Origin of the sequence: Candidatus Bathyanammoxibius amoris (genome assembly GCA_024451685.1) — a bacterium.
Lineage (GTDB): Bacteria > Planctomycetota > Brocadiia > Brocadiales > Bathyanammoxibiaceae > Bathyanammoxibius > Bathyanammoxibius amoris.
In genome coordinates this window covers 34279-55986 of sequence record JAMXCW010000015.1, presented here as the reverse complement: position 1 = coordinate 55986, position 21708 = coordinate 34279, and the positions used below count along the sequence as shown (strand labels likewise).

Annotated in this window: 26 protein-coding genes and 1 tRNA gene; 23 read left to right on the top strand and 4 right to left on the bottom strand. The window is 52.1% G+C overall.

Translation table 11 applies throughout. The features are described 5' to 3' along the window. Positions 1 to 343: 343 nt before the first annotated feature. Positions 344 to 432: transfer RNA gene (locus tag NOU37_08495), tRNA-Ser, on the bottom strand. Further along, complete coding sequence (locus NOU37_08490; GenBank protein ID MCQ4575269.1) at positions 433 to 840, bottom strand: bifunctional nuclease family protein; 408 nt, start codon at positions 838 to 840, stop codon at positions 433 to 435. A 186-nt stretch (positions 841 to 1026) separates the two neighbouring features. Here NOU37_08490 and NOU37_08485 point away from each other — a divergent pair, with 186 nt between their 5' ends. From NOU37_08485 to NOU37_08440, 10 genes are read left to right on the top strand one after another with little or no spacing between them, the layout of a single operon-like run. Further along, complete coding sequence (locus NOU37_08485; protein ID MCQ4575268.1) at positions 1027 to 1296, top strand: sulfurtransferase TusA family protein; 270 nt, start codon at positions 1027 to 1029, stop codon at positions 1294 to 1296. Positions 1297 to 1300: 4 nt separating this feature from the next. After that, complete coding sequence (gene moeB / locus NOU37_08480; GenBank protein ID MCQ4575267.1) at positions 1301 to 2104, top strand: molybdopterin-synthase adenylyltransferase MoeB; 804 nt, start codon at positions 1301 to 1303, stop codon at positions 2102 to 2104. Between the two features lie 18 nt (positions 2105 to 2122). Further along, positions 2123 to 2476: a DsrE family protein gene (locus tag NOU37_08475; GenBank protein MCQ4575266.1), complete on the top strand. Its 354-nt coding sequence runs from the start codon at positions 2123 to 2125 to the stop codon at positions 2474 to 2476. A gap of 10 nt (positions 2477 to 2486) precedes the next feature. Beyond that, the gene (locus NOU37_08470) at positions 2487 to 2840 is read left to right on the top strand and encodes a DsrE family protein (protein MCQ4575265.1); all 354 of its coding nucleotides are present in this window, start codon (positions 2487 to 2489) and stop codon (positions 2838 to 2840) included. A gap of 11 nt (positions 2841 to 2851) precedes the next feature. Further along, positions 2852 to 3121: a hypothetical protein gene (locus NOU37_08465; GenBank protein ID MCQ4575264.1), complete on the top strand. Its 270-nt coding sequence runs from the start codon at positions 2852 to 2854 to the stop codon at positions 3119 to 3121. Positions 3122 to 3142: 21 nt separating this feature from the next. Then, positions 3143 to 3394: a sulfurtransferase TusA family protein gene (locus tag NOU37_08460; protein ID MCQ4575263.1), complete on the top strand. Its 252-nt coding sequence runs from the start codon at positions 3143 to 3145 to the stop codon at positions 3392 to 3394. 58 nt (positions 3395 to 3452) lie between these two features. Next, positions 3453 to 5444, top strand: a complete 1992-nt coding sequence (locus tag NOU37_08455; GenBank protein MCQ4575262.1) for a (Fe-S)-binding protein — start codon at positions 3453 to 3455, stop codon at positions 5442 to 5444. A 20-nt stretch (positions 5445 to 5464) separates the two neighbouring features. Next, positions 5465 to 5923, top strand: a complete 459-nt coding sequence (locus NOU37_08450; protein MCQ4575261.1) for a glycine cleavage system protein H — start codon at positions 5465 to 5467, stop codon at positions 5921 to 5923. 2 nt (positions 5924 to 5925) lie between these two features. Further along, the gene (locus tag NOU37_08445) at positions 5926 to 6840 is read left to right on the top strand and encodes a radical SAM protein (GenBank protein MCQ4575260.1); all 915 of its coding nucleotides are present in this window, start codon (positions 5926 to 5928) and stop codon (positions 6838 to 6840) included. A 14-nt stretch (positions 6841 to 6854) separates the two neighbouring features. Next, positions 6855 to 7388 (top strand): NUDIX hydrolase, encoded by a 534-nt coding sequence (locus NOU37_08440; GenBank protein ID MCQ4575259.1) that lies wholly within the window; start codon positions 6855 to 6857, stop codon positions 7386 to 7388. Between the two features lie 45 nt (positions 7389 to 7433). Here NOU37_08440 and NOU37_08435 read toward each other — a convergent pair whose 3' ends face one another. After that, positions 7434 to 8405, bottom strand: a complete 972-nt coding sequence (locus NOU37_08435; GenBank protein ID MCQ4575258.1) for a polyprenyl synthetase family protein — start codon at positions 8403 to 8405, stop codon at positions 7434 to 7436. A gap of 273 nt (positions 8406 to 8678) precedes the next feature. Here NOU37_08435 and NOU37_08430 point away from each other — a divergent pair, with 273 nt between their 5' ends. From NOU37_08430 to NOU37_08410, 5 genes are all read left to right on the top strand, one after another. After that, complete coding sequence (locus tag NOU37_08430) at positions 8679 to 9443, top strand: hypothetical protein (GenBank protein MCQ4575257.1); 765 nt, start codon at positions 8679 to 8681, stop codon at positions 9441 to 9443. A 38-nt stretch (positions 9444 to 9481) separates the two neighbouring features. After that, a complete protein-coding gene (locus tag NOU37_08425) occupies positions 9482 to 10021 on the top strand; it encodes a class II SORL domain-containing protein (protein MCQ4575256.1) in 540 nt (179 codons plus the stop codon). A 56-nt stretch (positions 10022 to 10077) separates the two neighbouring features. Next, a complete protein-coding gene (gene thiC / locus NOU37_08420) occupies positions 10078 to 11406 on the top strand; it encodes a phosphomethylpyrimidine synthase ThiC (GenBank protein MCQ4575255.1) in 1329 nt (442 codons plus the stop codon). Between the two features lie 325 nt (positions 11407 to 11731). Then, positions 11732 to 13336, top strand: a complete 1605-nt coding sequence (locus NOU37_08415) for a B12-binding domain-containing radical SAM protein (protein MCQ4575254.1) — start codon at positions 11732 to 11734, stop codon at positions 13334 to 13336. Next, a complete protein-coding gene (locus NOU37_08410; GenBank protein MCQ4575253.1) occupies positions 13337 to 14314 on the top strand; it encodes an acetylserotonin O-methyltransferase in 978 nt (325 codons plus the stop codon). Positions 14315 to 14457: 143 nt separating this feature from the next. Here the strand turns inward: NOU37_08410 and NOU37_08405 are convergent, their stop codons facing one another. Continuing rightward, on the bottom strand, positions 14458 to 15222 hold the full coding sequence (locus NOU37_08405) for a hypothetical protein (protein ID MCQ4575252.1): 765 nt from the start codon (positions 15220 to 15222) through the stop codon (positions 14458 to 14460). A 392-nt stretch (positions 15223 to 15614) separates the two neighbouring features. Between NOU37_08405 and NOU37_08400 the strand changes: the two genes are divergently transcribed. The 8 genes from NOU37_08400 (at position 15615) to NOU37_08365 (ending at position 21696) form a co-directional block, all read left to right on the top strand. Then, positions 15615 to 15923 (top strand): hypothetical protein, encoded by a 309-nt coding sequence (locus NOU37_08400; GenBank protein ID MCQ4575251.1) that lies wholly within the window; start codon positions 15615 to 15617, stop codon positions 15921 to 15923. Further along, the gene (gene terL, locus NOU37_08395; protein MCQ4575250.1) at positions 15829 to 17298 is read left to right on the top strand and encodes a phage terminase large subunit; all 1470 of its coding nucleotides are present in this window, start codon (positions 15829 to 15831) and stop codon (positions 17296 to 17298) included. The genes NOU37_08400 and terL overlap by 95 nt, the downstream gene beginning before the upstream one ends. Before the next feature lie 128 nt (positions 17299 to 17426). After that, positions 17427 to 18632: a phage portal protein gene (locus NOU37_08390; GenBank protein ID MCQ4575249.1), complete on the top strand. Its 1206-nt coding sequence runs from the start codon at positions 17427 to 17429 to the stop codon at positions 18630 to 18632. A 223-nt stretch (positions 18633 to 18855) separates the two neighbouring features. After that, on the top strand, positions 18856 to 19500 hold the full coding sequence (locus NOU37_08385; GenBank protein ID MCQ4575248.1) for a hypothetical protein: 645 nt from the start codon (positions 18856 to 18858) through the stop codon (positions 19498 to 19500). A gap of 3 nt (positions 19501 to 19503) precedes the next feature. Then, positions 19504 to 20178 carry a DUF5678 domain-containing protein gene (locus NOU37_08380; protein ID MCQ4575247.1) on the top strand — a complete coding sequence of 225 codons (675 nt, stop codon included), beginning with the start codon at positions 19504 to 19506 and terminating at the stop codon, positions 20176 to 20178. Between the two features lie 3 nt (positions 20179 to 20181). Further along, a complete protein-coding gene (locus tag NOU37_08375; protein ID MCQ4575246.1) occupies positions 20182 to 20577 on the top strand; it encodes a retroviral-like aspartic protease family protein in 396 nt (131 codons plus the stop codon). Between the two features lie 82 nt (positions 20578 to 20659). Then, on the top strand, positions 20660 to 20851 hold the full coding sequence (locus NOU37_08370) for a hypothetical protein (protein ID MCQ4575245.1): 192 nt from the start codon (positions 20660 to 20662) through the stop codon (positions 20849 to 20851). 173 nt (positions 20852 to 21024) lie between these two features. Further along, positions 21025 to 21696, top strand: a complete 672-nt coding sequence (locus tag NOU37_08365; protein MCQ4575244.1) for an HK97 family phage prohead protease — start codon at positions 21025 to 21027, stop codon at positions 21694 to 21696. The last annotated feature ends 12 nt before the right edge of the window (positions 21697 to 21708 follow it).

The window sequence follows — 21708 nt, the reverse complement described above, 5'->3', positions numbered from 1 at the left end:
TCAGTTTCTTTATCCGTTCGTCCGGGACCTTTACCATCCCGATATGGGGTTTACCCTCTGCCGTGGGATAAGCGGTGGCAGGGACGTTCTGTCCGGTAAGGGCGTTAAAGATGGTGCTTTTGCCCGAGTTTGCAAGACCTATTATCCCTATCTTCATCTATTATTTTCACCCATTTGGCGTGACGTCAGCCTCCGCGCGTTTATACGAATTAGAATGACGGTAATACAGGGTCCTTGGGATGTCTCCGTTGTCGACCGTCAGCTTGCCTGCGAGTAAAAGTGCTGCTGGGGCGTGTTTGTGGAGGTGTGGCAAAAAACGTTGTTCCCGGCAAGACAGGCAAAATGGCGGAGGGAGTAGGATTCGAACCCACGGTGCGCAGAGCGCACAGCAGTTTTCAAGACTGCCGCCTTAGTCCACTCGGCCATCCCTCCTTAGGGACTGTTCCACTTGCAGACCTCTTCAAGGACCTTTTCTTCAACAAATATCGGCGTCTTTCTCTGCATCGCCAGGGCAATGGCGTCGCTGGGGCGGGAATCAATCTCAACTACCCCGTCATCGTTTCCCCTGACCATCAGCTTGGCGTAGAAGGTGTTGTTTCTCAGGTCGCTTATGATTATCTGTGAAAGGCCCGCTCCCAGCCCCTCCATTATGCTGTTGAGCAGGTCGTGCGTGAGCGGCCTCGGCGTCGGTATCCCTTTCACGGCACGGTCTATCGCCCAGGCCTCATGAAGTCCAATGACGATAGGGAAGCTCCGCTGGCCATGGGATTCCTTCAGAACTATAATCTGATGGTCGCTGGTCTCAGAAATCACTATCCTCACTAGTTCCATCCTGACCATGACTCTTACCCCTTGAGGACCCGTCAAAATTCTCCTAAAATACGCTAATACAAGCAATTCTAACAACAACGCAGATACTGTCAACCTCTTTTTGCATTCAAAAAGTGATTGAAAGGATACCATTTTATGCTATAATTCCGTTTTGTCCAGTTTGCCAACACGCCGTTCAGCCGGCTTGGGAGTATAATGGTGGCAAGTGAGGCCAAAGGCGCCAGCGACGTAACCCCGCATCGCAAGATAGACCTGAAGGGCGAAGTTTGCCCGTATACATTCGTGAAGTCAAAGCTAGCGCTTGAGGAAATGAGGGTTGGGGAAATCCTTGAAGTAGAGGTAGACCATGAACCCGCGGTGGAGAACGTTCCGAAGAGCATGGAGAATGAAGGACAAAAGGTCCTGGCCGTCGAAAAGATAGGCGAGAGTAGCTGGAAGATGGTATTTAAAAAGGAGACAGATTAAGGGCATGGAGTTCTCGGAAGAACAAATAAAGCGTTATTCAAGGCATATCATACTGAATGAGATAGGGGGTCGCGGACAAAAGAAGCTCCTTGATTCTAAGGTATTCCTGGTCGGCGCCGGAGGACTGGGCTCACCCGCGGGCTTTTACCTTGCCGCAGCCGGTGTCGGAAAGCTCGGTATAGTCGACGACGATGACGTGGACCACTCCAACCTGCAGCGCCAGATACTGCATTCGTCAAAGGACATAGGTTTTCCCAAGGCGCTCTCAGCGAAGGCGACGCTTGAGGCCCTTAATCCCGACGTAGAAGTAGTCCCGTACATGCAGCGGCTGACCTCAGAAAACATAATGGACATCATAAAAGACTACGACGTCATACTTGACGGTTCCGATAATTTTCCCACAAGATATCTTGTCAACGACGCGTGCGTGCTGTCGGGTAAGCCTCTTTCCCACGGCTCTATTTTTAAGTTTGAAGGCCAGGTGACCACGATAATTCCGGGCGAGACGGCGTGCTACAGATGTTTGTTTGAAATGCCTCCGCCGGCCGAGCTTGTGCCCTCCTGTCAGGAAGCGGGGGTCCTTGGGGTCTTACCCGGCGTGGTGGGCTCCATTCAGGCCACGGAGATAATAAAACTCCTCCTGGGCAAGGGGACACTCCTGAAAGGACAGCTCCTGCTCTACAACGCGTTAACCATGGAGTTCAGCAAGGTACGTATCCGCAAGAACCCGAAGTGTCCGGTCTGCGGCGAGAATCCGACCATTAAGGAGCTCATTGATTACCAGGAGTTCTGTCAGGTACATTTCTAGCGGGGGGTATTTTTTAACATGGCAAAAATAGGCATGCTGCTTACCCTTGGTCCTTACCAGTTTGAGAACTGGGAGACGGCCTGCAATATTGCCAGCAGCGCCCTTGATAAGGGTCATGAGATAAAGATGTTCCTCTACCTTGACGGCGTGTACAACCCCATAAAGCTGCAGACCTTTCCCGACATGGATGTAGTGCCCAAGGACCGCTTTGAGGAGCTGGTGCGGAAGGGGGCGACTATTGTGGCATGCGGCGTATGCGTCAACGCGCGCGGCCTGGAGAAGGGGAAGGACTATATCGAAGGCGTGGTGGTGGGCGGGCTGCCCGACTTTGCGGAAATGGTCAGCGAGGTAGACAGCCTCATCACACTATAGGGGACTTTCTGTGGCACAGAGAACGGTACTCATAACGATAAACCAGGCTCCCTTCGGTAATGTCTTTTACACAGAGGGCTTGAGGGCGGCCGTGGGTATTACAAGCGGTATTGACGAAAATGTCGCCACCGTGGCCTACCTGGGCGACGGCGTATACTTTACCCTGCACGGCGTGAACAGAAAAGACACGGAAAGATATATAACGTCCCTCCAGAAACAGGAAGGGGCCAAGCTGTTAGTGGAAAGAGAGTCCCTGAAAGAGCGTCGTATAAAAGAGAGGGACGTTGGCACCGAGTTTGAAATAGTTCCTCGAAAAGAGATTCTGAAGCTCATCCGGACAGCCGATTTCGTTATGGATTTCTAGGAGACATCCAGATGGCTAACCTGTACCTGATAAACAAGCCTTACGGAGAGAACGGCCTGAAGATTGCAAAGCTGGACGCAGACGCGCAGGTAGTCCTCATACAGGACGGCATATACCTTGACGCCCGGCGTTTTGTGGGGTCGAAGGTTAAGGTTCACGTGCTGAAGGACGACGTTCTAAAGAGGGGACTGGAAGACCGTTTCCATGAGGACGTTGACTTCATAGATTACGACCAGCTTGTGGAGCTGATAGTCCATAACAAGGTTATAAATTTTGCCTAGCCGGAAGGTACGTTAGAAGCAATGTCTTCCTTACGAGAAAAACAGCCTGAACAATCGGTTGATATCCGCGGAAAAATATGTCCCTACACGCTCATAGAAACCAGGGACTCCCTGAAAGGCCTCTCAAAAGGACAGGTTCTGGAGGTCATGTGCGACTACGAACCGGCTGCCAAGAACACTATCCCCAACTTCTGCCAGAAAAAGGGCTATCCCATAGAAGTCCTCCAGGAGGCTGACGACCTCTGGAAGATTCTTATAGAAAAGGCAGACTAACCGCATTTTTCTGTCCTGCATCTATAGTAAAGATTTGCGTGCTTAAGAGGTATATACATTGGAGCAATATCCACGCCTGTTTCTTGCCGCAGAGATCCTGTTCACGACAATATTTGCCGCGGGTATTCTTGCCCACCTGAGTTTCTGGCTCAGGGGCGCACTTAGCAGGACCAGAGAGGGCAGTTTTACGGAGAAACTCTCCTTTCTGGCCGGGGCATTATACAGGGCAATTTTCAGCAAAGGGATTCTTCGTCTTTTCTCCCGTGACATCTTGCTTGAAAAGACCCTCCTGGGCAGAGACCCGACACGATGGCCCATGCACTTCCCCCTGGCCCTGGGCTTTTGCATACTGTTTTTTGTAGGGAGTCTGGGCGACCAGTTCACCGATTGGGGTCTTTTGAGTATTGAGAAGGACAGGCCCTGGTTTGCCTTTGTGAATGACGCCGCCGGACTGCTCCTGCTTGTGGGTCTTCTCCTGGCCCTGCACAGGCGTTACGTGTTAAAGCTGCCCTACCTTAAGACGTTCCTGGAGGACAAGGTACTGGTCACGCTGCTTCTCGTATCGCTGGTGAGCGGGTATGCCGTGGAGGGGCTCCGTCTGTTATCGAGCGACGTGGAATCCAGGGCGTCGTTTGTCGGCGCCGGCATGGCATCTGTTATGGCACCTCTGGTCGAGGGACGGGATGGCTCATATTTATATATATGGTGGTTCCACGCGCTGGTCTCACTGACATTTTTCTCGTATATCCCCTTTTCCAGGGCCTTTCACCTGCTGACCACTCCCCTTACAATGCTGATAAACTCGCTCGACCACAAGGACTCCTTTGTTTCCATTGATACGAGCGGGAAAACCCCAAAAAACTTCACCGTCAAACAGCTCATTGAATTCTCCGGCTGCACCCGGTGCGGGGAGTGCCTCAGGGTCTGCGAGACCTACAAGGGACGCGACATGGACCCGATTGCGCCCGTGGTAAAGCTCAAAGAAATGAGGGACCACCTGCTCTACAAATATGGCCCCGCGTGGGCCTCAAGACTTCTTGGCGGCAAGAAATTCTCCAGGCAGGATTTATTCACCCTTTCCGAGGCGGCTTTCCGCTGTACCCTGTGCGGTTACTGCACCGAGGTCTGCCCTTCCAAGATAGACCTCCAGAACATGTGGTACTCGATAAGAGAGGAGTACGCCACGGGCACAGGCGAATTCCCCAAGGGGTTCGGACACATAAAAGACGGTGTTGCCGCCGAGGGTAACATCTTCAACTACCCGAACGTAGAGCGGGCGCTGTGGGTGGATTTTTTAGAGGAAGAGCCGCCTCACGAAGGGCTGCGGAAATCCAGGGCAAAGGTCCTGTACTACGTGGGCTGCGTGTCGAGCTTTTCACCGCTGGCTCAGGACATACCGCAGGCATTTGCCGCCCTGCTTGTGAAGGCCGGGGTGGATTTTACCATACTGGGTCCTGAAGAGATATGTTGCGGCTTCCCGCTGAAGGCCGCGGGCATGAAAGCTCAGATGGAAGGGCTCAGGGAACGTAATATTGAGAAATTGACGGAGATTGGAGCGGACACGGTGGTTTTCAATTGTCCCTCATGCTACATGACCTGGAACGTTGAATATTCTCCCTTCCTTAATGGCATAACCCTCAAACACTCAACCCAGTTCCTTAAGGAACTCCTGGTAGAGGGCAGCCTCAAGCTTCGCAAGAAGGATTTAAAGGTAACCTATCATGACCCCTGCGACCTGGGGAGAAACTCCGGCGTGTATGAATCTCCGAGGGAAGTTTTGAGGGCAATTCCCGGCATTGATTTCCGTGAGATAGGTGACAACAGGTCGAACAGTATCTGTTGTGGCGGCGGTGGTGTCCTTGAGGCAGCGGACCCTACCCTGGCCTCTGAAATATCTTACAAGACGTATCAAAAGTTTGTGGAGACAGGCGCCGATGTGCTGGTAGTAGCCTGCCCGCAGTGTAAACGCATGTTTCAGGGCGCAAGGAAACACCTGGGAGGCAAGATGCAGGTGATGGACATAACCGAGCTACTTCTCAAGTCCCTCTAATAAGTATCGAGGTACATGCAATGGCCAGGTTTGAAGACATATTTCTCCCGGACGAATACCTTTACGACCGCAAAGACCACCTGTGGGCGAGAGTAGAGGAGGGGAAGGTGCGCGTGGGTTTAGACCAGTTCGGCCAGAAGGCCGCGGGCACGGTGGCGTACGTCAAAATACTTCCCGCGGGCAGGTCGGTCAACAAGGGGCGTTCTTTCGGCTCGCTTGAGGCCGGCAAATACATCGGCCCCCTGAAGGCGCCCGTGGCCGGGAAGATTGTAGAGGTAAACCGGGAGGTTCTTGATGACCCGCGCCTTGTAAACACAGACCCCTATGGCAAGGGCTGGTTCGTGGTAATAGAGCCCGACAATCTGGAAGAAGACAGGAAAGACCTGGTACAGGGTGCGTCAGACGTACAGTCATGGCTGGAGCAGGAATATAAGGATTATACCGAAAAAGGGCTCTTTGGTGAAGAAGAACAGAAGTAAAAATGCGCAAACCAGGTCAAATCGTCTTCTACGCGCCGGGGCTTAAACGCTACGAGACTGAAGAATTCAGGCAGGCGAACCCCAATAACTTCCTGCCGGTAAGTATCACCGGAAAAAAGTGTGCGCTTGACTGCGAACACTGCGGCGGACAGCTCCTGGGACATATGAGGGCCGCGGCCACGCCAGAGAAGCTCCTTGAGACGTGCCGCAGCGCCGCCTCAACGGGCACAACGGGAGTGCTTATCTCAGGCGGCTGCGACGTCCACGGGCGCGTTCCCCTTGAGGAGTTCTTTGACGTGATGGGTGAACTTAAGAAGGGGCTGGGTCTAAGGGTATTTGTCCACTCCGGGCTTGTGGACGAGGCTCAGGCCGAGGGCCTCAGACGGTCTTCCGTAGACGCCGTGCTCATAGACATAATCGGCAGTAATGAGACCATAAGGGAAGTTTATCATCTCGAGGCCGGAGTTGAAGATTATGAGGCCTCTCTGCGTGCACTGTCCCGGCGAGAAATACCGGTAATGCCACATATAGTCCTCGGGCTTCATCGCGGCCTTTTCAAGGGCGAGGACAAAGCCCTGGAGTTTACTTCGAGGTACGAGCTGAAGGCGCTGGTAATTGTAATATTAACGCCGCTCCTGGGTACGGCGATGGCGGATGTCACGCCGCCACCGGTTGAAGCGGTGGGTAGTTTTTTCCAGCGGGCGCGCTCGAAAATGCCTTCCACCCGCATTATTCTGGGCTGCGCCCGCCCCATGGGCAGGTACAAGCAGACGGTCGACCGTTTGGCCATCGACGCGGGACTTGACGGTATCGCTTTTCCGGCGGATGGCGCAGCGGCTTACGCCCACGGCAAAGGTCTTGAGACGGTCTTTGCGGAGACCTGTTGCGGGCTGGATATACCGTTCTCTTCGGCATGAAAGGAGGAAACGAAGTGGAAAAGACTCTCCAGAGTAAAATGATATATGACGGAAGGAGACTGCGTCTATACAGGGACGAGGTGGAACTCCCTGACGGCAGGCACACTTTTCGCGAGGTTGTATCTCATCCCGGCGCCGTAGCTGTCGTACCCGTAACGGAGGAGGGAGACGTTTTTTTGGTCAAGCAATTCCGCTATGCCATCCGTTCCGAACTGTATGAGATACCTGCCGGGATCATTGAGAAGGGTGAGAGTCCGGAGCAATGCGCGGTGAGAGAATTGAGAGAGGAGGCCGGCTTGAATGCCGGAAAGATGGAGAAACTGGGACAGTTCTATACCTCTCCCGGTGTTATGGACGAACTGATGCACATCTACAGGGCTACAGAGCTGACTGCGCCGGGGTACAAGCCTGAAGAAGGTATAGAGGTCGTGAAGATGAAACTGGGTCAGGCCATAGACAAGATCAAAACGGGCGAGATAGCAGACGCCAAGACCATCTGCGGGATATTCTGGGTAGTCCGGGGGATTACACAAAAGGAAGCGCATTAAGGCACGGCGAACACACTTAGAAAGCGTTTCGACCCCTCGGGATCTTTATTTTGTTCTGCTGACCACCGCGTCAGCCAGCTCCAGCAGGGCCATTTTGCCCTCTGACTCCGCGAGGGAAGAGATCACGTCCTTGGCTTCACGGACATACTGGTTGGCCTTGTTGATGGAGTACTCGACAGCGTCGTGTTCCGTAAAGAGTTCCAGTACCGTACTGCGGTTCTGGTCGTTAAAATTCTGGAATATCCAGCTGCACGTGCTCTCTCTTCTGGTCTCCGGGAGGTTTCCAGCCAGGCGTATAATGGGCAATGTAAGCTTCCCCTTTTGCAGGTCGGTAGAAAGCGACTTGCCCATCTCGTCCTCATTTCCGACTATGTCAAGGCAGTCGTCCACTATCTGGAACGCCATACCTATTTTGAGGCCGTAGCTGGCCAGCGTCTCTTGCATACCGCGATTCGCGCCGGCAAACATGGCTCCAAGACGGCAGCATGTGGCAAAGAGGCGGGCGGTCTTACGCTCTATTATGTCCAGATACTCCTCTTCCGTAAGGCTCAGGTCGTAGCGCCTTATAAGCTGAACCAGCTCGCCTTCACACATGATGTTCACCGTTTGTGACATTATATAGGTGGCCATCTGTGAATCCATAGAGGCCAGTATGGTAAAACCCCTCGACCAGATATAATCACCCAGCAATATGGATATCTCTCTGCCCCATTTCGCGTCCACGGTTTCGACGTGTCTCCTCATCGTAGCTTCGTCGATTACGTCATCATGAATCAGGGTGGCTATATGTATCAGTTCTGCAACAACCGCAAGGTCCAGATGCTGTGGGGCTATCTTCCCACAGACCTTACCGCTGAGGAGAAGAACGGCTGGCCTGAACCTCTTGCCCTTAAATCTGCTTACGTGCAGGATTATCTCGCCGACCTCTCTATTGTCGGCGGCAAGGTCGGTGAAAAGGCGTTGCTCGACCTCTATCATTGATGAGTTGACAGGCTTCAGAGCCGCTGCAAAGTCCATTATACCTTCCTTAAGTGGTTGTCATACCGCAAGCTGGAAAGGCGGATATCGTATCAAGGCCTGTTTGGGATGTCAACAATCTTATTTCACCTGAATCCCGGTAGCATTGCCAAAAGGTCACGGGTGTTCATGGCTATTCTGCCGGGAATACGGAAGATGTCTTACTGTCCCTCGTCCCCGGCCTGCTTAATCCCCGGTGTTGACAAAACAGTGGCTTTCTTTTAATATGTGCGTGACCAGAAAGGGTGGCAATCCTTTATGGGGATTTATGCCATGTTAGTCTTTTATTCAAGGATACTTGTTTTTATGGCCCTCTTGTGTGCCGCTACGGCCAATGTCAATGCCCAGGAGGACGTAGATCGGATCCTCGCTGGTCTGGAGGGGACGCCTGGAGGGTATGCCGAAACACCTGTGGATGCCGCAGAACAGGCAGGACGCGCAGGACTAACTAAACCGTTGGCCGATGTCTTCGATGCCGACGTCTATATTCTCAACAGGAAACCCAAGACCCTCCACAAGGTGGCCAAGGTAATAAGCGCCAATACTATCCTGCTTGAAAACGGGGATCAGGTCCGGATGTTAGGGGTAGAATTGACCGAAGAGGACGGGGAAGAGGCATACAGATACGTTCGGGGGTTACTTGAGGGCAAAGAGGTGAGGCTTGAGTTCGGACTCAGAAATCGTGACATACACGGAAACATCCTGGCCAGAGTCTATAAGGGAAACGTTGACATAGATGAGCTGCTTGAAGGGAAATTCTCGCAAAACACGGAAATCGACCCCGCCTTTTCCTACAGTCCCGAATTCCTGAATAAGGTGTTTCCCAACAGGAGCAAACCGCTGGACTTCTGGGAAATAACCTTCGGTGAGAAGAAGGCCCCCAAGAAGCAAGCGCTTATAAGGCTGAAGTCCAAGAATTCGCCCCTGATAAAGGGTGAGTTGATAAGTGAATCAGAAGACTTCCTACTCGTCCGGAGGATGTTTCACGGGCTGGTAATTATCCAAAAGAAGGAAGTAAAGAAGATAACGTTCAAATAAGCTTTTGTTTTACGTAAGTATCGCAAGAGGAGGGACGTATGCGGACCATGGGGAGGCGGGAGTTTCTAACGGGCACAGGTTTAGCCCTCCTGGGACCGGTTGTGTTGTTGAAGGATGTGCTGGCGGATGAGCCGTGTGAAATGTGCAAATCGAGAATTGCGGCCGGCGGGTCCCCGTGTCCCAGATGTGCTGCACGCCACGGCAAGGGGGCGCATGGGACAAAAACCGACCTCTTCGCATGCATAAACCGCGTGTCCGACCCGGACAACATGACCACTCTGGAGAAGAAACACGCCCCGGTCATAAGCATTCCCTCCTACGTAAAGATAAATCAGCCCTTCTACCTCACCGCGCAGGTGGGCAACATCATTCATGGCATGAGTCCAAACCATTGGATACAGTGGATAGAGGTCCACGCCGATAACGTGTTAGTGTCAAGGACCGAATTCAGCCCCCGAAGCCCCTCGGCTATCGTAACGGTTCCCCTTCTTACACAAAAGGAAACAACGCTGAAGGTCCTGGAGAGATGCAACCTGCACGGGATATGGGAAAGCTCCCAAAGGGTAGTGCCCGCCTGAACCTTTAAACATTAATCAACGAGACGGTCACAGCCGTTTATAGCTAGGACAAACTAATGAAGACCCAATTAGAGCGGGCCAGAGAGGGCGAGATTACGCCTCAGATGGAAGAGGCCGCCTGTTACGACGACGTCTGCCCTGAGTTTATACGAGAAGGAATAGCCAGAGGCCAGACAGTCCTCTACGGCAACCCACACAGGAAATCGCGGGTGGTGGGCATAGGCATGGGGCTAAGGACCAAGGTAAACGCCAGCATCGGCACCTCGCCAGACATTGTGGACATTGACATGGAGGTGGAGAAGGCCCGCACCGCCGAGGAATATGGCGCAGACACACTGATGGAGCTATCCACCGGAGGCGACCTGAGAGAAATTAGGCGCAGGGTGCTTGATGCTGTAGAGCTGACGGTCGGCACAGTTCCTCTGTACCAGGCAGCCATCGAGGCTATCAGGGACAGGGGCGCGGTGGAGAAGATGGACCCTGAGGCCCTGTTCGATATAATCGAGCAGCAGGCCGAAGAGGGCATCGGTTTTATGGCCATCCACTGCGGTGTAAACCGCCTTGTGCTGGAGAGGCTCAAGAAACAGGGTTACCGCTTCGGCGGTCTGGTCAGCCGCGGCGGTTCGTTCCTCACCGCCTGGATTGAACACAATCAGAAGGAAAACCCCCTCTACGAACAGATAGACCGCCTTATAGACATAATGAAGCGGCACGACGTCATCCTCAGCCTGGGCAACGGCCTCAGGGCCGGGGCCGTCCACGACTCAACCGACAGGGCGCAGATACAGGAACTGATTATCAACTCGGAGATAGCCGAATACGCCCAGTCAAAGGGCGTCCAGTGCATCGTCGAAGGCCCGGGCCATATACCCATCGACGAGATAGAGGCCAACGTTATATTACAGAAGAGGTTGAGCAATAACGCCCCCTTCTACATGCTGGGACCGATAACTACCGACGTTGCACCGGGTTATGACCACATCTCGTCGGCTATAGGCGCCGCGCTTTCGTCCATGTACGGCGCCGACTTCATCTGTTACGTCACTCCGCCCGAACACCTCGCCCTGCCCAACGTTGCCGACGTCAGGGAGGGGGTCATGGCCGCAAGGGTGGCCGTCCACGTGGGCGACATGGTCAAGCTCAAGGACAAGGTAAAGAACGCGGACCTCAAGATGGCAGTCGCGCGCAGGGACTTGGACTGGGAGACTCAGTACACGACCGCGATATCCGAGAAGAGGGCCAGGGAGATTCGCAAGAGCCGCCCTCCCATGGAAGGCGACACCTGCACCATGTGCGGCAAGCTCTGCTCCCTCAAGACGGTTAAGGAATATTACCAGCCGTATCTCGAAAAAAGCCGGAAGAGAAGCGTAGCCGCGGCGTTGTAGAATAACCAGGTACTTCAAAACCTTCGATTGTCATACATCATCCCGATATAATTGTAGTGGCAAAGCCTGCTTTGCTTGTATTTTCGGGGCAGACTCCAGTACCTGCCATCGTATTGTAGCGGCAGAGGTGAATCCGCCTACAACGTGACTACACTCCACTCAGAATGGCATTTTGTATAACCCTTGTCACCCTGAGCCGAAGCCTTGAGCAGGGCGAAGGAACTGGCGAAGGGTCTCATTATCTCACCCACGACCTGAAATAAATTGACAGCGCTTAAGCACCTGTGTTTAATACCACGTAAAGAACCCGGGAACGCTCAGGACTATGAAATCAAACACCCAAGAAGTATCGTCCATCATCCTGCTTGAACACCCGCGGCCGGATGACCCGGAGAGGCATCAGGACGTGGTTAACGCCCCGCTGTCCGCAAATCTCCTGACACCCTACATCTCCGCCGTGCTCAAATCACACAAGATGCCCGCGGAAATCATCAACGCAAATCTCATGCGCTGGTCCATGCAGCAGACCCTGGACGAAATCAAAACAAAGCCGCCGAAACTCCTCGCGGTTCATATGGTGTATGTTTGGGACAAGACCGCCGGCGTCTTCGACATGCTCTCACGCCTGCGCGTCCTGTGCCCCCGGACACACATAAGCCTGTACGGCTTCTACCCAACGTTTTCATACGATAACATTCTTAAGCAATTCCCTTTTATAGACTCCGTCGCCATCGGCGAAGCTGAGTTTACATTGCTAGAGCTGTCTAAATCCCTCCTGGATGACCCCGCCCCTGAAACTTTGGGTCAGATAGAAGGATTGGCATTCGCGCGGATTGACGCCGCCACCGGGGAACGCCGGATTATAAAAAATAGGCCGCGTGTCCTGAACACAGAACTGGACGGCCTCCCGTTCCCTGACCGGAGTGACATGTGGCCGCATGAAAAACGAGGTATCACCACCTACGTGCTGGGCAGCCGCGGCTGCTACGGCCACTGCACGTTCTGCTATATCAATCCCTTCTACACTAATAACACATCCGCATCATGGCGGGGTAGAAGTGCCGAAAATGTTTTCCAGGAGATAAAGACGTTGTACAGAGACCGGGGCATACGGGATTTCTACTTCGCCGATGCAAACTTCTTCGGTCCGGGCAGAGATGGCAAGCAACGGGCCTCTCAACTGGCCGGCCTCATAATTAAGGACAGTCTGAAAATAAGATTCGGCATTGAATGCCGCGCCAATGACGTAGAGGAACAGAGCCTGTCACGGCTGGTAGATGCCGGACTCAGGGAGGTCTTTCTTGGTATAGAGAGCGGCTGCCAGCACGTCCTCAACCGGTTCAAAAAGGGCGTTTCTATAGGTGCGAACGAGGGGGCCGTAAAGACCCTCCGGCGCCTTGGTATTGAACCCACACTGGGTTTTATAATGTTTCATCCCGGTTCCACCCTGGCTGACGTCAGAGAGAATTTCGAGTTTCTCAGAAAACTTGAACTGTTGCGTACGCCCGCAGTAACCGCCCACATCCTGCACCATGGGCAGACGTTTTTTCGGGGCACTCCCGATTTCCAGCGCGTAATCGAACTGCCGCAGACAACGGCGGAACCCCTTACCGGCTACGAGGCCTTTTGCGAGTTCAGTGACCCAAAGGTTGCTGCATTCTCAGAGGCCGCAGTCAGCCTCTGCCGGGGGGTTCTGGACATGCTGCAACCTGACGACGCCGACGTCTGCAATGTAACCAGAGAAGACGGTATGCTCGCCGGGGTGAACGAGTTGCTTATCAGCGCTTATGACGATGTGCTCTCGCGGTTTGAACACGGTGATAACGATGAAACCATGGAAGATTTGAAACAAATGGCCCGGCGCATCCATGATGAGACCTTGCGTGCCGTAAAGAACTCACTGTACGAGAATACGGGAATGAGGACTTAGATGAAGGAACTAGATCGCATGGAAGAATTGAGCTGGGCCTACTGGAAGTCACAGGTAATCTTTGCCGGGGTAGAACTTGGGATATTCGACCTGCTTGGTAAATGTGCAAGGTCGTCCATTGAGACCGCCCAGGAGCTCAAGACGGACGCGAGGGCGACGGAGATGCTCCTTGACGCCCTAGTCTCCCTCGGACTCCTGAGGAAGACACAAAGGAGATATGAAAACACATCCTGGGCAAATGAATATCTCGTGCGGGATAAGCCGCTCTATCAGGGCGCCCGCATCCACCACATGCACAACCTCTGGGACAGGTGGGCAAGGCTGCAGGAGGCCGTGCGCACGGGCAAATCGGTGGTGGAGGACATCGGAACCGACCCCGCGCGCCTGGAGGACTTCATGGCCTCCATGCACAACAGCGGCATTATGAAGGCCCGGTTGATTGCCAGGAAATTCGGGCTGAAACGCTTCAAGCACCTGCTGGATTTAGGCGGCGGTCCCGGTGCGTATTCCATCGAGTTTGCCAGGTTGCATCCCGGACTTACCACCACGGTGTTCGACCTGGAGGACAACATCCAGATAGCCCGGCGCTGCATAAAGGAGGCGGGGCTTGAGGAAAGGGTGCATACCAGGGTGGGGGACTGTCTGGAAGCAGAGTTTGGCAGTGAGGCCTATGACGTGGTTTTCGTCTCGAACCTCGTCCATATCTACGCCCCGGCTACAAACGTCGGTATACTGAAGAAATGCCATACCGCCCTTCAACCGGGGGGCACGGTGATAATACACGAATTTCTGCTGGACGGTACGGGTACAGGCCCCCTCTTCCCGGTGCTTTTCAGTCTCAATATGCTGCTTGGCACATGCGAGGGTTCATCCTACGACGAGGAGGAGATGAAGGGATGGCTCCAGAAGGCCGGCTTCAAGAGGCCCAAGGTGGTACGGCTTGACAAAGACTCCGCTTTAATCACGGGGCAGAAATAATCATTGACGCTGTAGTGGCAGAGTCATGCCGGAGACTGAAAGTTGGCTAGAGGCTGAAAGTTCGCCATCGGTGAATCCTTTCAAGGGCGCCTCAGGCGGCTGCCTTTGGCACGGCCCGCAGGGTGTACCCGGCGTACTTATTACTATTTCACCGGGGTTCCTGGTTGCGTTATGTCCACCTTTTCAACAAGCACCGTGAGCCGGCTCATGCCGAGGCGGACTGCGCGGCCGTAGAGGAATATCTCTTTATGTGATTCAAGCCCGAAGAGCTTGCGCGCCTTGGCGCTGGGCATGGCTACCGTGAGACCGTACATGGTGGTGCCGACGCCCTTTACCATAAAATTGACGTACTCCGGCGCCGGAAATTCTTTCAGCCTCATTCCTTGAGGGGCCAGGCTTGCAAATTCACACTTAAGTTTCACGAACTTGTCTGCGTATTCAGACGCAAACGCGCCGGAGGCAAACCTTGCGAAATCCACCTCTGCAAATTCCGAGAGCGGCGGCGGTGTCAGTGGCGTTAGCTTCAGGTCACCCGATACCCTCGGTCTTGTGGTTTTGCGAGGTTTTGAGGGTTTTGCGTAATACGGGCTGAAGGCGGGTTCCTCAGGCTCACCCGTCTCCTCATCGATTCCAGCCCCCGCCTCTGTTCTGCCCCCATAGAGGGCCGTCCAGTAACTCCCGTAGGGCCTGGCACTGTCCCCTTTCTTCTTCTTTTTAGTGGCGGGTTCGGCAAGCTTAAGGAAATCCCGGCTGGCGCCGGTTGATTTTTCTGCGGCCTTCTTTCCTCCCTCGTGGGAATCGGCTTCGTTACTGGCTTTCTCTTTTTCGCCAGCTATTTCCTGTCCCATTGCAACAGGTACACATAATGCAAAGATCAGTAAAGACACAATAAATAAAGCTCTGCTCATCTGGAAAAACCTTTCACAATTAAAAGCGCCTCTTATGGAAACGGTCCTGAAATTGTCAGTACAATATTTAGAGTATACTGTATTGTCCGGTTGTGTCAACGACGTGGAGCCAGGTTGAGTCTGGTTGAGTCCGGACATTGACATATGCGGGTTATGTGGTAAGCTTCTTACAAGAAGTCATGGAAGGCACCGGGGGTGTGTTTCCCGTATATGGGAAGGCTAAATAAAACAAAGGCCGATGACGCGCGGTTTCAAACCGTACACCCCGCCTTCCTTTTTCCTTTATTAACGGACAGGTGAATGCCCGAGGCCCGCATGCTTGCGGCCGAGGGTTTTTCAGCGTTTTTGCCTTTCCACCAGACTGCCTGCCGATACAGTTTTCCAGGGCTTACATGCCGAAATCCAAACAGAAAAAGAGAACAAAAAAGAGAATACCGGTACGTGCGGCTTCGGGTCTGAACATAGACCTCGAGATAGAACAGGGTCTTAAGGCCATTGCCGGTAAGGCCGGGGAAGGCGATCCGCAGGCCCTTAAGCTATTGATTGCGTACCGGGAGGAAAGGAAAAGCGATGCTGGAGACGTGTATTTCTCGGCACTTGCGGAGGTTGAACGCCGGGCGCTCAGGTCTGCCCTCATACAGGAGGTTACCTCACTTAGAGAAGAGATTACTTCTGTGCAAAGAGCTTCTTGCGGAGCTTGATGCCTGGGACAGCCCCGCAGCCTTTGCCGGGCGGTATCTCAGGCACTATCTGACGGCCTCTCCCGCGCCGTTCCATGCCGAGCTTTATGACCTCATGGCCTCCAGCACTGAGAACAAGCGTGAGGCCGTTGCGGCACCCAGGGGACACGGCAAGAGCGTACTGATGGGCCTCGTCTATCCGCTGTGGGCCATCTGCACCGGAAGGAAACGTTTCATAGTAATCATCTCATCCTCAAGCACCATATCGGAGGGTTTCCTGGGGGCGATAATACGCGAGCTGAAGGAAAACGGGCTTATCAGGATGGACTTCGGAGAGCTGGTGGGCAGAGAGAAGTGGACATCCACCGATATTCTATGCTCCAACGGTGTGAGGGTGGTTGCCAAAGGGGTCGGCTCAAGCCTCCGCGGAATGAGGAGCTTTGAGTCGCGACCCGACCTTGTAATATGCGACGACCTCGAGGACGACGAGGGCGTGCTGAGCGCCGAGCAGAGACGGAAGCTTGAGTCATGGTTCAACCGTTCGGTGCTGAACCTGCCGGGACCCGAAGGCGACATAATCGTTGTGGGCACGATACTCCATTACGACAGCCTCCTCTCAAAACTTCTCAAGAAATGGCAGGGCAAAAGATACCGTGCGCTGGGTACGGATGGTGCGGCGCTGTGGTCCGGCTACTATGACGCCGAAAGGTTGAAAAAAATAAAACAAGGTGATGGTGGTAAAGAAGGAATTGGATCCATCGCGTTTGAGTGCGAATACCAGAATAACCCGATAAGTCCGGAGGAACAGTTGATTCGTGAGGAGTGGATTAGCTACTACAAGCCTGAGGATTTATATAATCAGGAACTCTTGATAGCGACGGCGATTGACCCCGCACTGGGCTCTTCCTCTTCGGGCGACTACAGCGCCATGGTCACGGTGGGTCAGGTTGGCGGAAAGATATACGTGCTTGAGGCTGATATAAAAAGACGCAGGCCCGCGGCCATCGCCGATGCCGCTGTCAGGAATTTTCAGAGATGGTCGGGGCATTCGGACGGAGAGGAAGCCAGTAAAAAAAAGTCACATTTTCTCTGTCTTGCCGTGGAGACCAACGTCTTTCAGGTAGTGCTCAAAGACATGCTTGAAGACATTTCCAGGCGCGAGAAATTATTTATCCCCATCCGCGGGGTTAAGAATTTTAGCGACAAGACCGCCCGCATAGCGAGCCTATCTGCGCTGATAGAAAACGGGACTATTTTATTTAATCGTGACCTGAAGCTGCTTATAGAGCAGCTGATAGAATTCCCCCGGGGTTCCCACGACGACGGCCCCGACGCCCTGGAGATGGCCGTCCGCCAGCTCCGCCACCACTCCACACCGAGGATAAGGTTTATTTGACCATGTTGAGGTGTGTTGAATCCTGCCATTTACAAATTTCAGACTTGTGGTAAATTCAGGATAATGAATGTCGAAGCGGATGCCATACCGTCTACACCCAACAACATGAGGTCAAGAGAATGAGTGTAATGAACAAAATCATGTCCTTCATACAGAGGAAATCAAACCGGTCGTTGCCACTCTCGCTGTCACTTTCTCCCTGGGGCGACGGTTATGCAACCCCCGTTGACTGGCGTTCCAAACAATATATGGAAATATACGGCGACGCGGAGTACTCAAGCGTCTGGGTCTTCGCCTGTGTGAAGGCGATTGCGCAGACAGTGGCAAGCGTGCCGTTCGTGTTCTATAAAGACACGTCGTCGGGCCGTGAGAGACTTCCGCAGACCCACCCGCTTGTAAAACTGTTCTGGGGCGTTAACCCGCGGATGACACGCTACGATTTCTGGGAGGCCTCGATGGTGTACATGGAGCTCACGGGCAACTGCTTCTGGGCGCTTGAGAAGAATAACAGCGACGGGCATCCGGGTGAGATATGGCCCCTCAGGCCCGACAGGATGCGCATCATACCCAACAAGGAAGAGTTGGTAGACGGTTATCTCTTCAGCGTGGGCGAAAAGAGTGTGGGCTATGGCCGGGACGAGATGATACACCTAAAGTACTTTAACCCGCTCAACGAATTGTGGGGAATGTCACCGCTTGCGGCGGTGCGGCAGGGACTTCTGGCCGACTTCTATGCCGTTATGTACAACCAAAAGTTTTTCAAACAGGGGGCGCGGCCCTCAGGGGTGATAAGTACACAGGCTGAACTAAACGATGCCGCTATGTGGCGTCTACGGGCCGAATTTGACCAGGCATACTCCGGCGCCGAACGCTCGCACCGCGTGATCCTGCTCGAAAAGGGTCTTCAGTGGCAGTCAATCAGCTTGGGGCAGAAGGACATGGAGTTTATCGAGCAGCGTAGGTTGTCGCGCGAGGAGATACTGGCCGTCTACAAGGTGCCGCCCATAGAGGTCGGGATTCTGGAACATGCGAACTATGCCAACTCTGAGACACAGGACAGGATTTTTTGGACAAAAGGCGTCATCCCGCGCCTCAGAAAAATAGAGGAGTGTGTGAACACGTTCCTCGCGCCACGCTTCGGCGTGGGCATATTCGGAGAGTTCGATCTCTCAGGCGTTGAAGCGCTCAGGGACAACGAGCTTGACAAGAGCGACATAGCAACTAAACTTGTGGGCAGCGACGTCTGGACCGTCAACGAGGCCCGCAAGAAGCTATGGAACATGTCCCCCGTGGAGTGGGGAGATTCACAGAGTCGAGAAAATGATTCCAAATAGAAAAAAACGTGTCACCTACGCTCATCCGGCCACGAATCCAACAAACAGAATAGTCCTTTTTTTGCACAGGAATAGTTTTGAAGCTACATAAGCAGAGTAATATAATAAAACTATTTAATCATTCCTTAATTTAAGTATTTTTGTTAAAAGGCCTTAGAGGATTCCAGTTGAATTGATGCAATTACTTATGTAGTATGGTTGCATTTAATATGCGAGGTGCCACATGAATGTACTATTAAATAGCGCTAATATTGTTGTCTTGGCACAGAACTACAACCCTTCAATCGCTTCAAAAGATTGGTTGCGTGACAAAAACATTATTGCAGAACAAGCTACAAATTTTATTAATACGCCTCTTTTCTCACTATTTGAATCGCAAAATTTCTTGCTAACCGTGGATGAGAACAAATTGGAGGTAGGACTAAAAGTAGTTAATGAAAGTAATCTTGGAACACTAAAGCAGATTGTGATTGAATATGTTAATAAACTGCCTCATACGCCATATAATGCTGTGGGATTAAACTCTTCGTGGAACATCAAGAAGCCTGGAGAAGAAGACCTGACTGGTCTAATAAAGCAAAAGTTTCTTCCCGAATCCGAAACAAAAGCATTCAATGATTTAGTAAGAGGTGCAGTTTTCCCCGGGAGCATTATTCGCTATAAGGACGGCGATTTTGCAGTAAAATTAACTATTGACCCAATTCCTAGTATAATTGATAATAATGTTGTTGTTAAGGAAGTGATAGGCAGATTTAACTACCATTGCGATGTTGGAAACGTTGAACATGTAAAGCGCAGAGTTGCCGAAGTTGATGAGAAAATACGCCGCTCTAAAAGTGTATTAAAGACTTTATTAGAAAAGGGATAAACGATGACATTACCGGCTCTTGCGGATACTCAAATTAGAAGACAAGCAGCGCCACTAGTCCCAATATACTCCGCTAGAAATAACGCCGTAATGGTAGCTAGAGGGCAAGATCCTATATTGCGAACAGAACCGTTACAATGGAACACTGGAACTGTGAAAAGTCTTGCGGATGTGTTGGGAAGCTTCCAAATTGTTATTGATTCTGTTGACTTATTTTCTGGCGAATACACACCAACAAACGAACAAATAACAATCTCTTGGGTTGATGTACTAGGACCACAATCTACTGGGAAAACTGATGAATGGTTACGTAGGCAAAAGGAGTGGAAGGTTGCTTTTGGAGGCAATTTTGTGCTAGCATGTGAACCGGCAATAGAAACAGACCCATGGAACACATTAGAAGATTTCGGTGAACATGAAGAGGTGGTAGAACGTTCTGACAGTGAAGAATTTGAAGAGGCAGTGAAGTTCTTTAACGCAAATAAAGAAAGACTTGTCAAAGATTACAAGAATAAATTTATTGCTATTGTAGACAATGAGGTTGTTGATTTCGATGAAGATTTCTCTGGATTAGCGGAGAGAGTATACAAAAAATATGGCTACCGTTCTATATACATGCCAAAGGTAACCAGGGAACCAGAAGTTGCTCATATACCCACACCGTTCTTGCGTAAGTAAGAGATGAGCTTAAGTATACCTTACAATCCCTCTTTTCTTCCGTCTGCACCAGTGATTGACTGTACTGTTTCTATTCCTGATAGCACACAATCTTCATCAAGAACACTACCTGCAATTGTTGATTCAGGAGCGTCTATCAGTGTAGTTCCCCAAAAAATTGTAACAGAATTGGGACTCGTAAAGGTAGATAAAATGCTCGTGGCTGGTTATAAAGAAGCGACCGCAATAAGATTCGAAGATGTTTACTCAGCAAAAGTATCCGTGTCCCCGTTTGACAAGAAGGTTCACAGAGTAATAGTAACAGATGCGGAGCACGCGTGCATAGGGAGAGACTTGATAAACAATTGGACCGTCACTTTAAGAGGGAAACAAGGCATTATTGAAATAGAGGAAGGCTAAAAGCTAGATTAGCCTTGTGCCTGTGTTGATTACTGTTGATTCCTGCCATTGACAAGTTTACAAAGTGTGGTAAATTCAAGTTATGATGGTTACGAAGGAAAAACCAATTAATAAAAAGGCGGTTGACCGGTTCCGCGTAAAGGCCGGCCGGGTGATTGACGGCGTGATGCGCGAGGGTTTTTACGGCACGGTCAATTTGGAACTGGTGCTGGTAGACGGCATCATAAGAAACATAAAAACGTCTATTGAGGAGCAGGAGAAGATAGACCATTAGATACTAGGAACACGTCCGGAGTGATGAACGGACGCCGCACGAAATAAAAAATCCGGTAACCGAAGGTTCTTTTTAAGAAACCATGAGGCCCGGGGGAGTTTTGAGCAAAAAAAACTCTCCCGGGCCTTTTTTGTTTCCGGTTGTTAAAGCGAGAGATGAGAAAAGGGAGAGACATGCCAACCACTATCTACAAGACGTATGGGGTCGTGTTAAAGGAAGAGGACGACGCCTCAAGGAGTTTCTGGGCCGTGGCCTCTACGGAGGAGGCCGACCGCGACGGCGACGTAATGAGTACCACCGGCTGGGAACTGGAAAATTTCAGAAAGAACCCGGTGGTGCTTTTTGCCCACAAATACGACAGCCCGCCCATCGCTAAGGTCCTTGAGACCCGCATCGGCAACGGACAGCTGATGTTCAGGCTCCAGTTTGCCACCCGCGCCGAGTACCCGTTTGCGGATACCATTTATAAGCTCTATCGCGGCGGCTTTCTTAGAAGCTTCTCGGTGGGGTTTATACCCAAGGACTGGGAGGAAATCGCCGGCGCAACGAGGGGACGGCGTTTCAAGCAACAGGAGCTGGTTGAGATATCTGCAGTGCCCATCCCGACAAATCCGAAGGCCCTTGCGGAGGCCAGGAGGAGCGGTCTCATCAGCCAGAGGGAGATGAAGTCGCTCAGAAATAATGTCGACCGGACGGCATCCGACCAGGCGCTGGTAGACAAACTTGATTCCATGCTGAAGGAGGTTGAGGATCTCACGGCGAGACCCCTGATCTCTTCATACGAAGTAGTCAGTATTATAGAGAAATCCATTGGGTCCAGCGTATGCTCGTCCGGCTCCAGATAAGGAGCAGTCGTA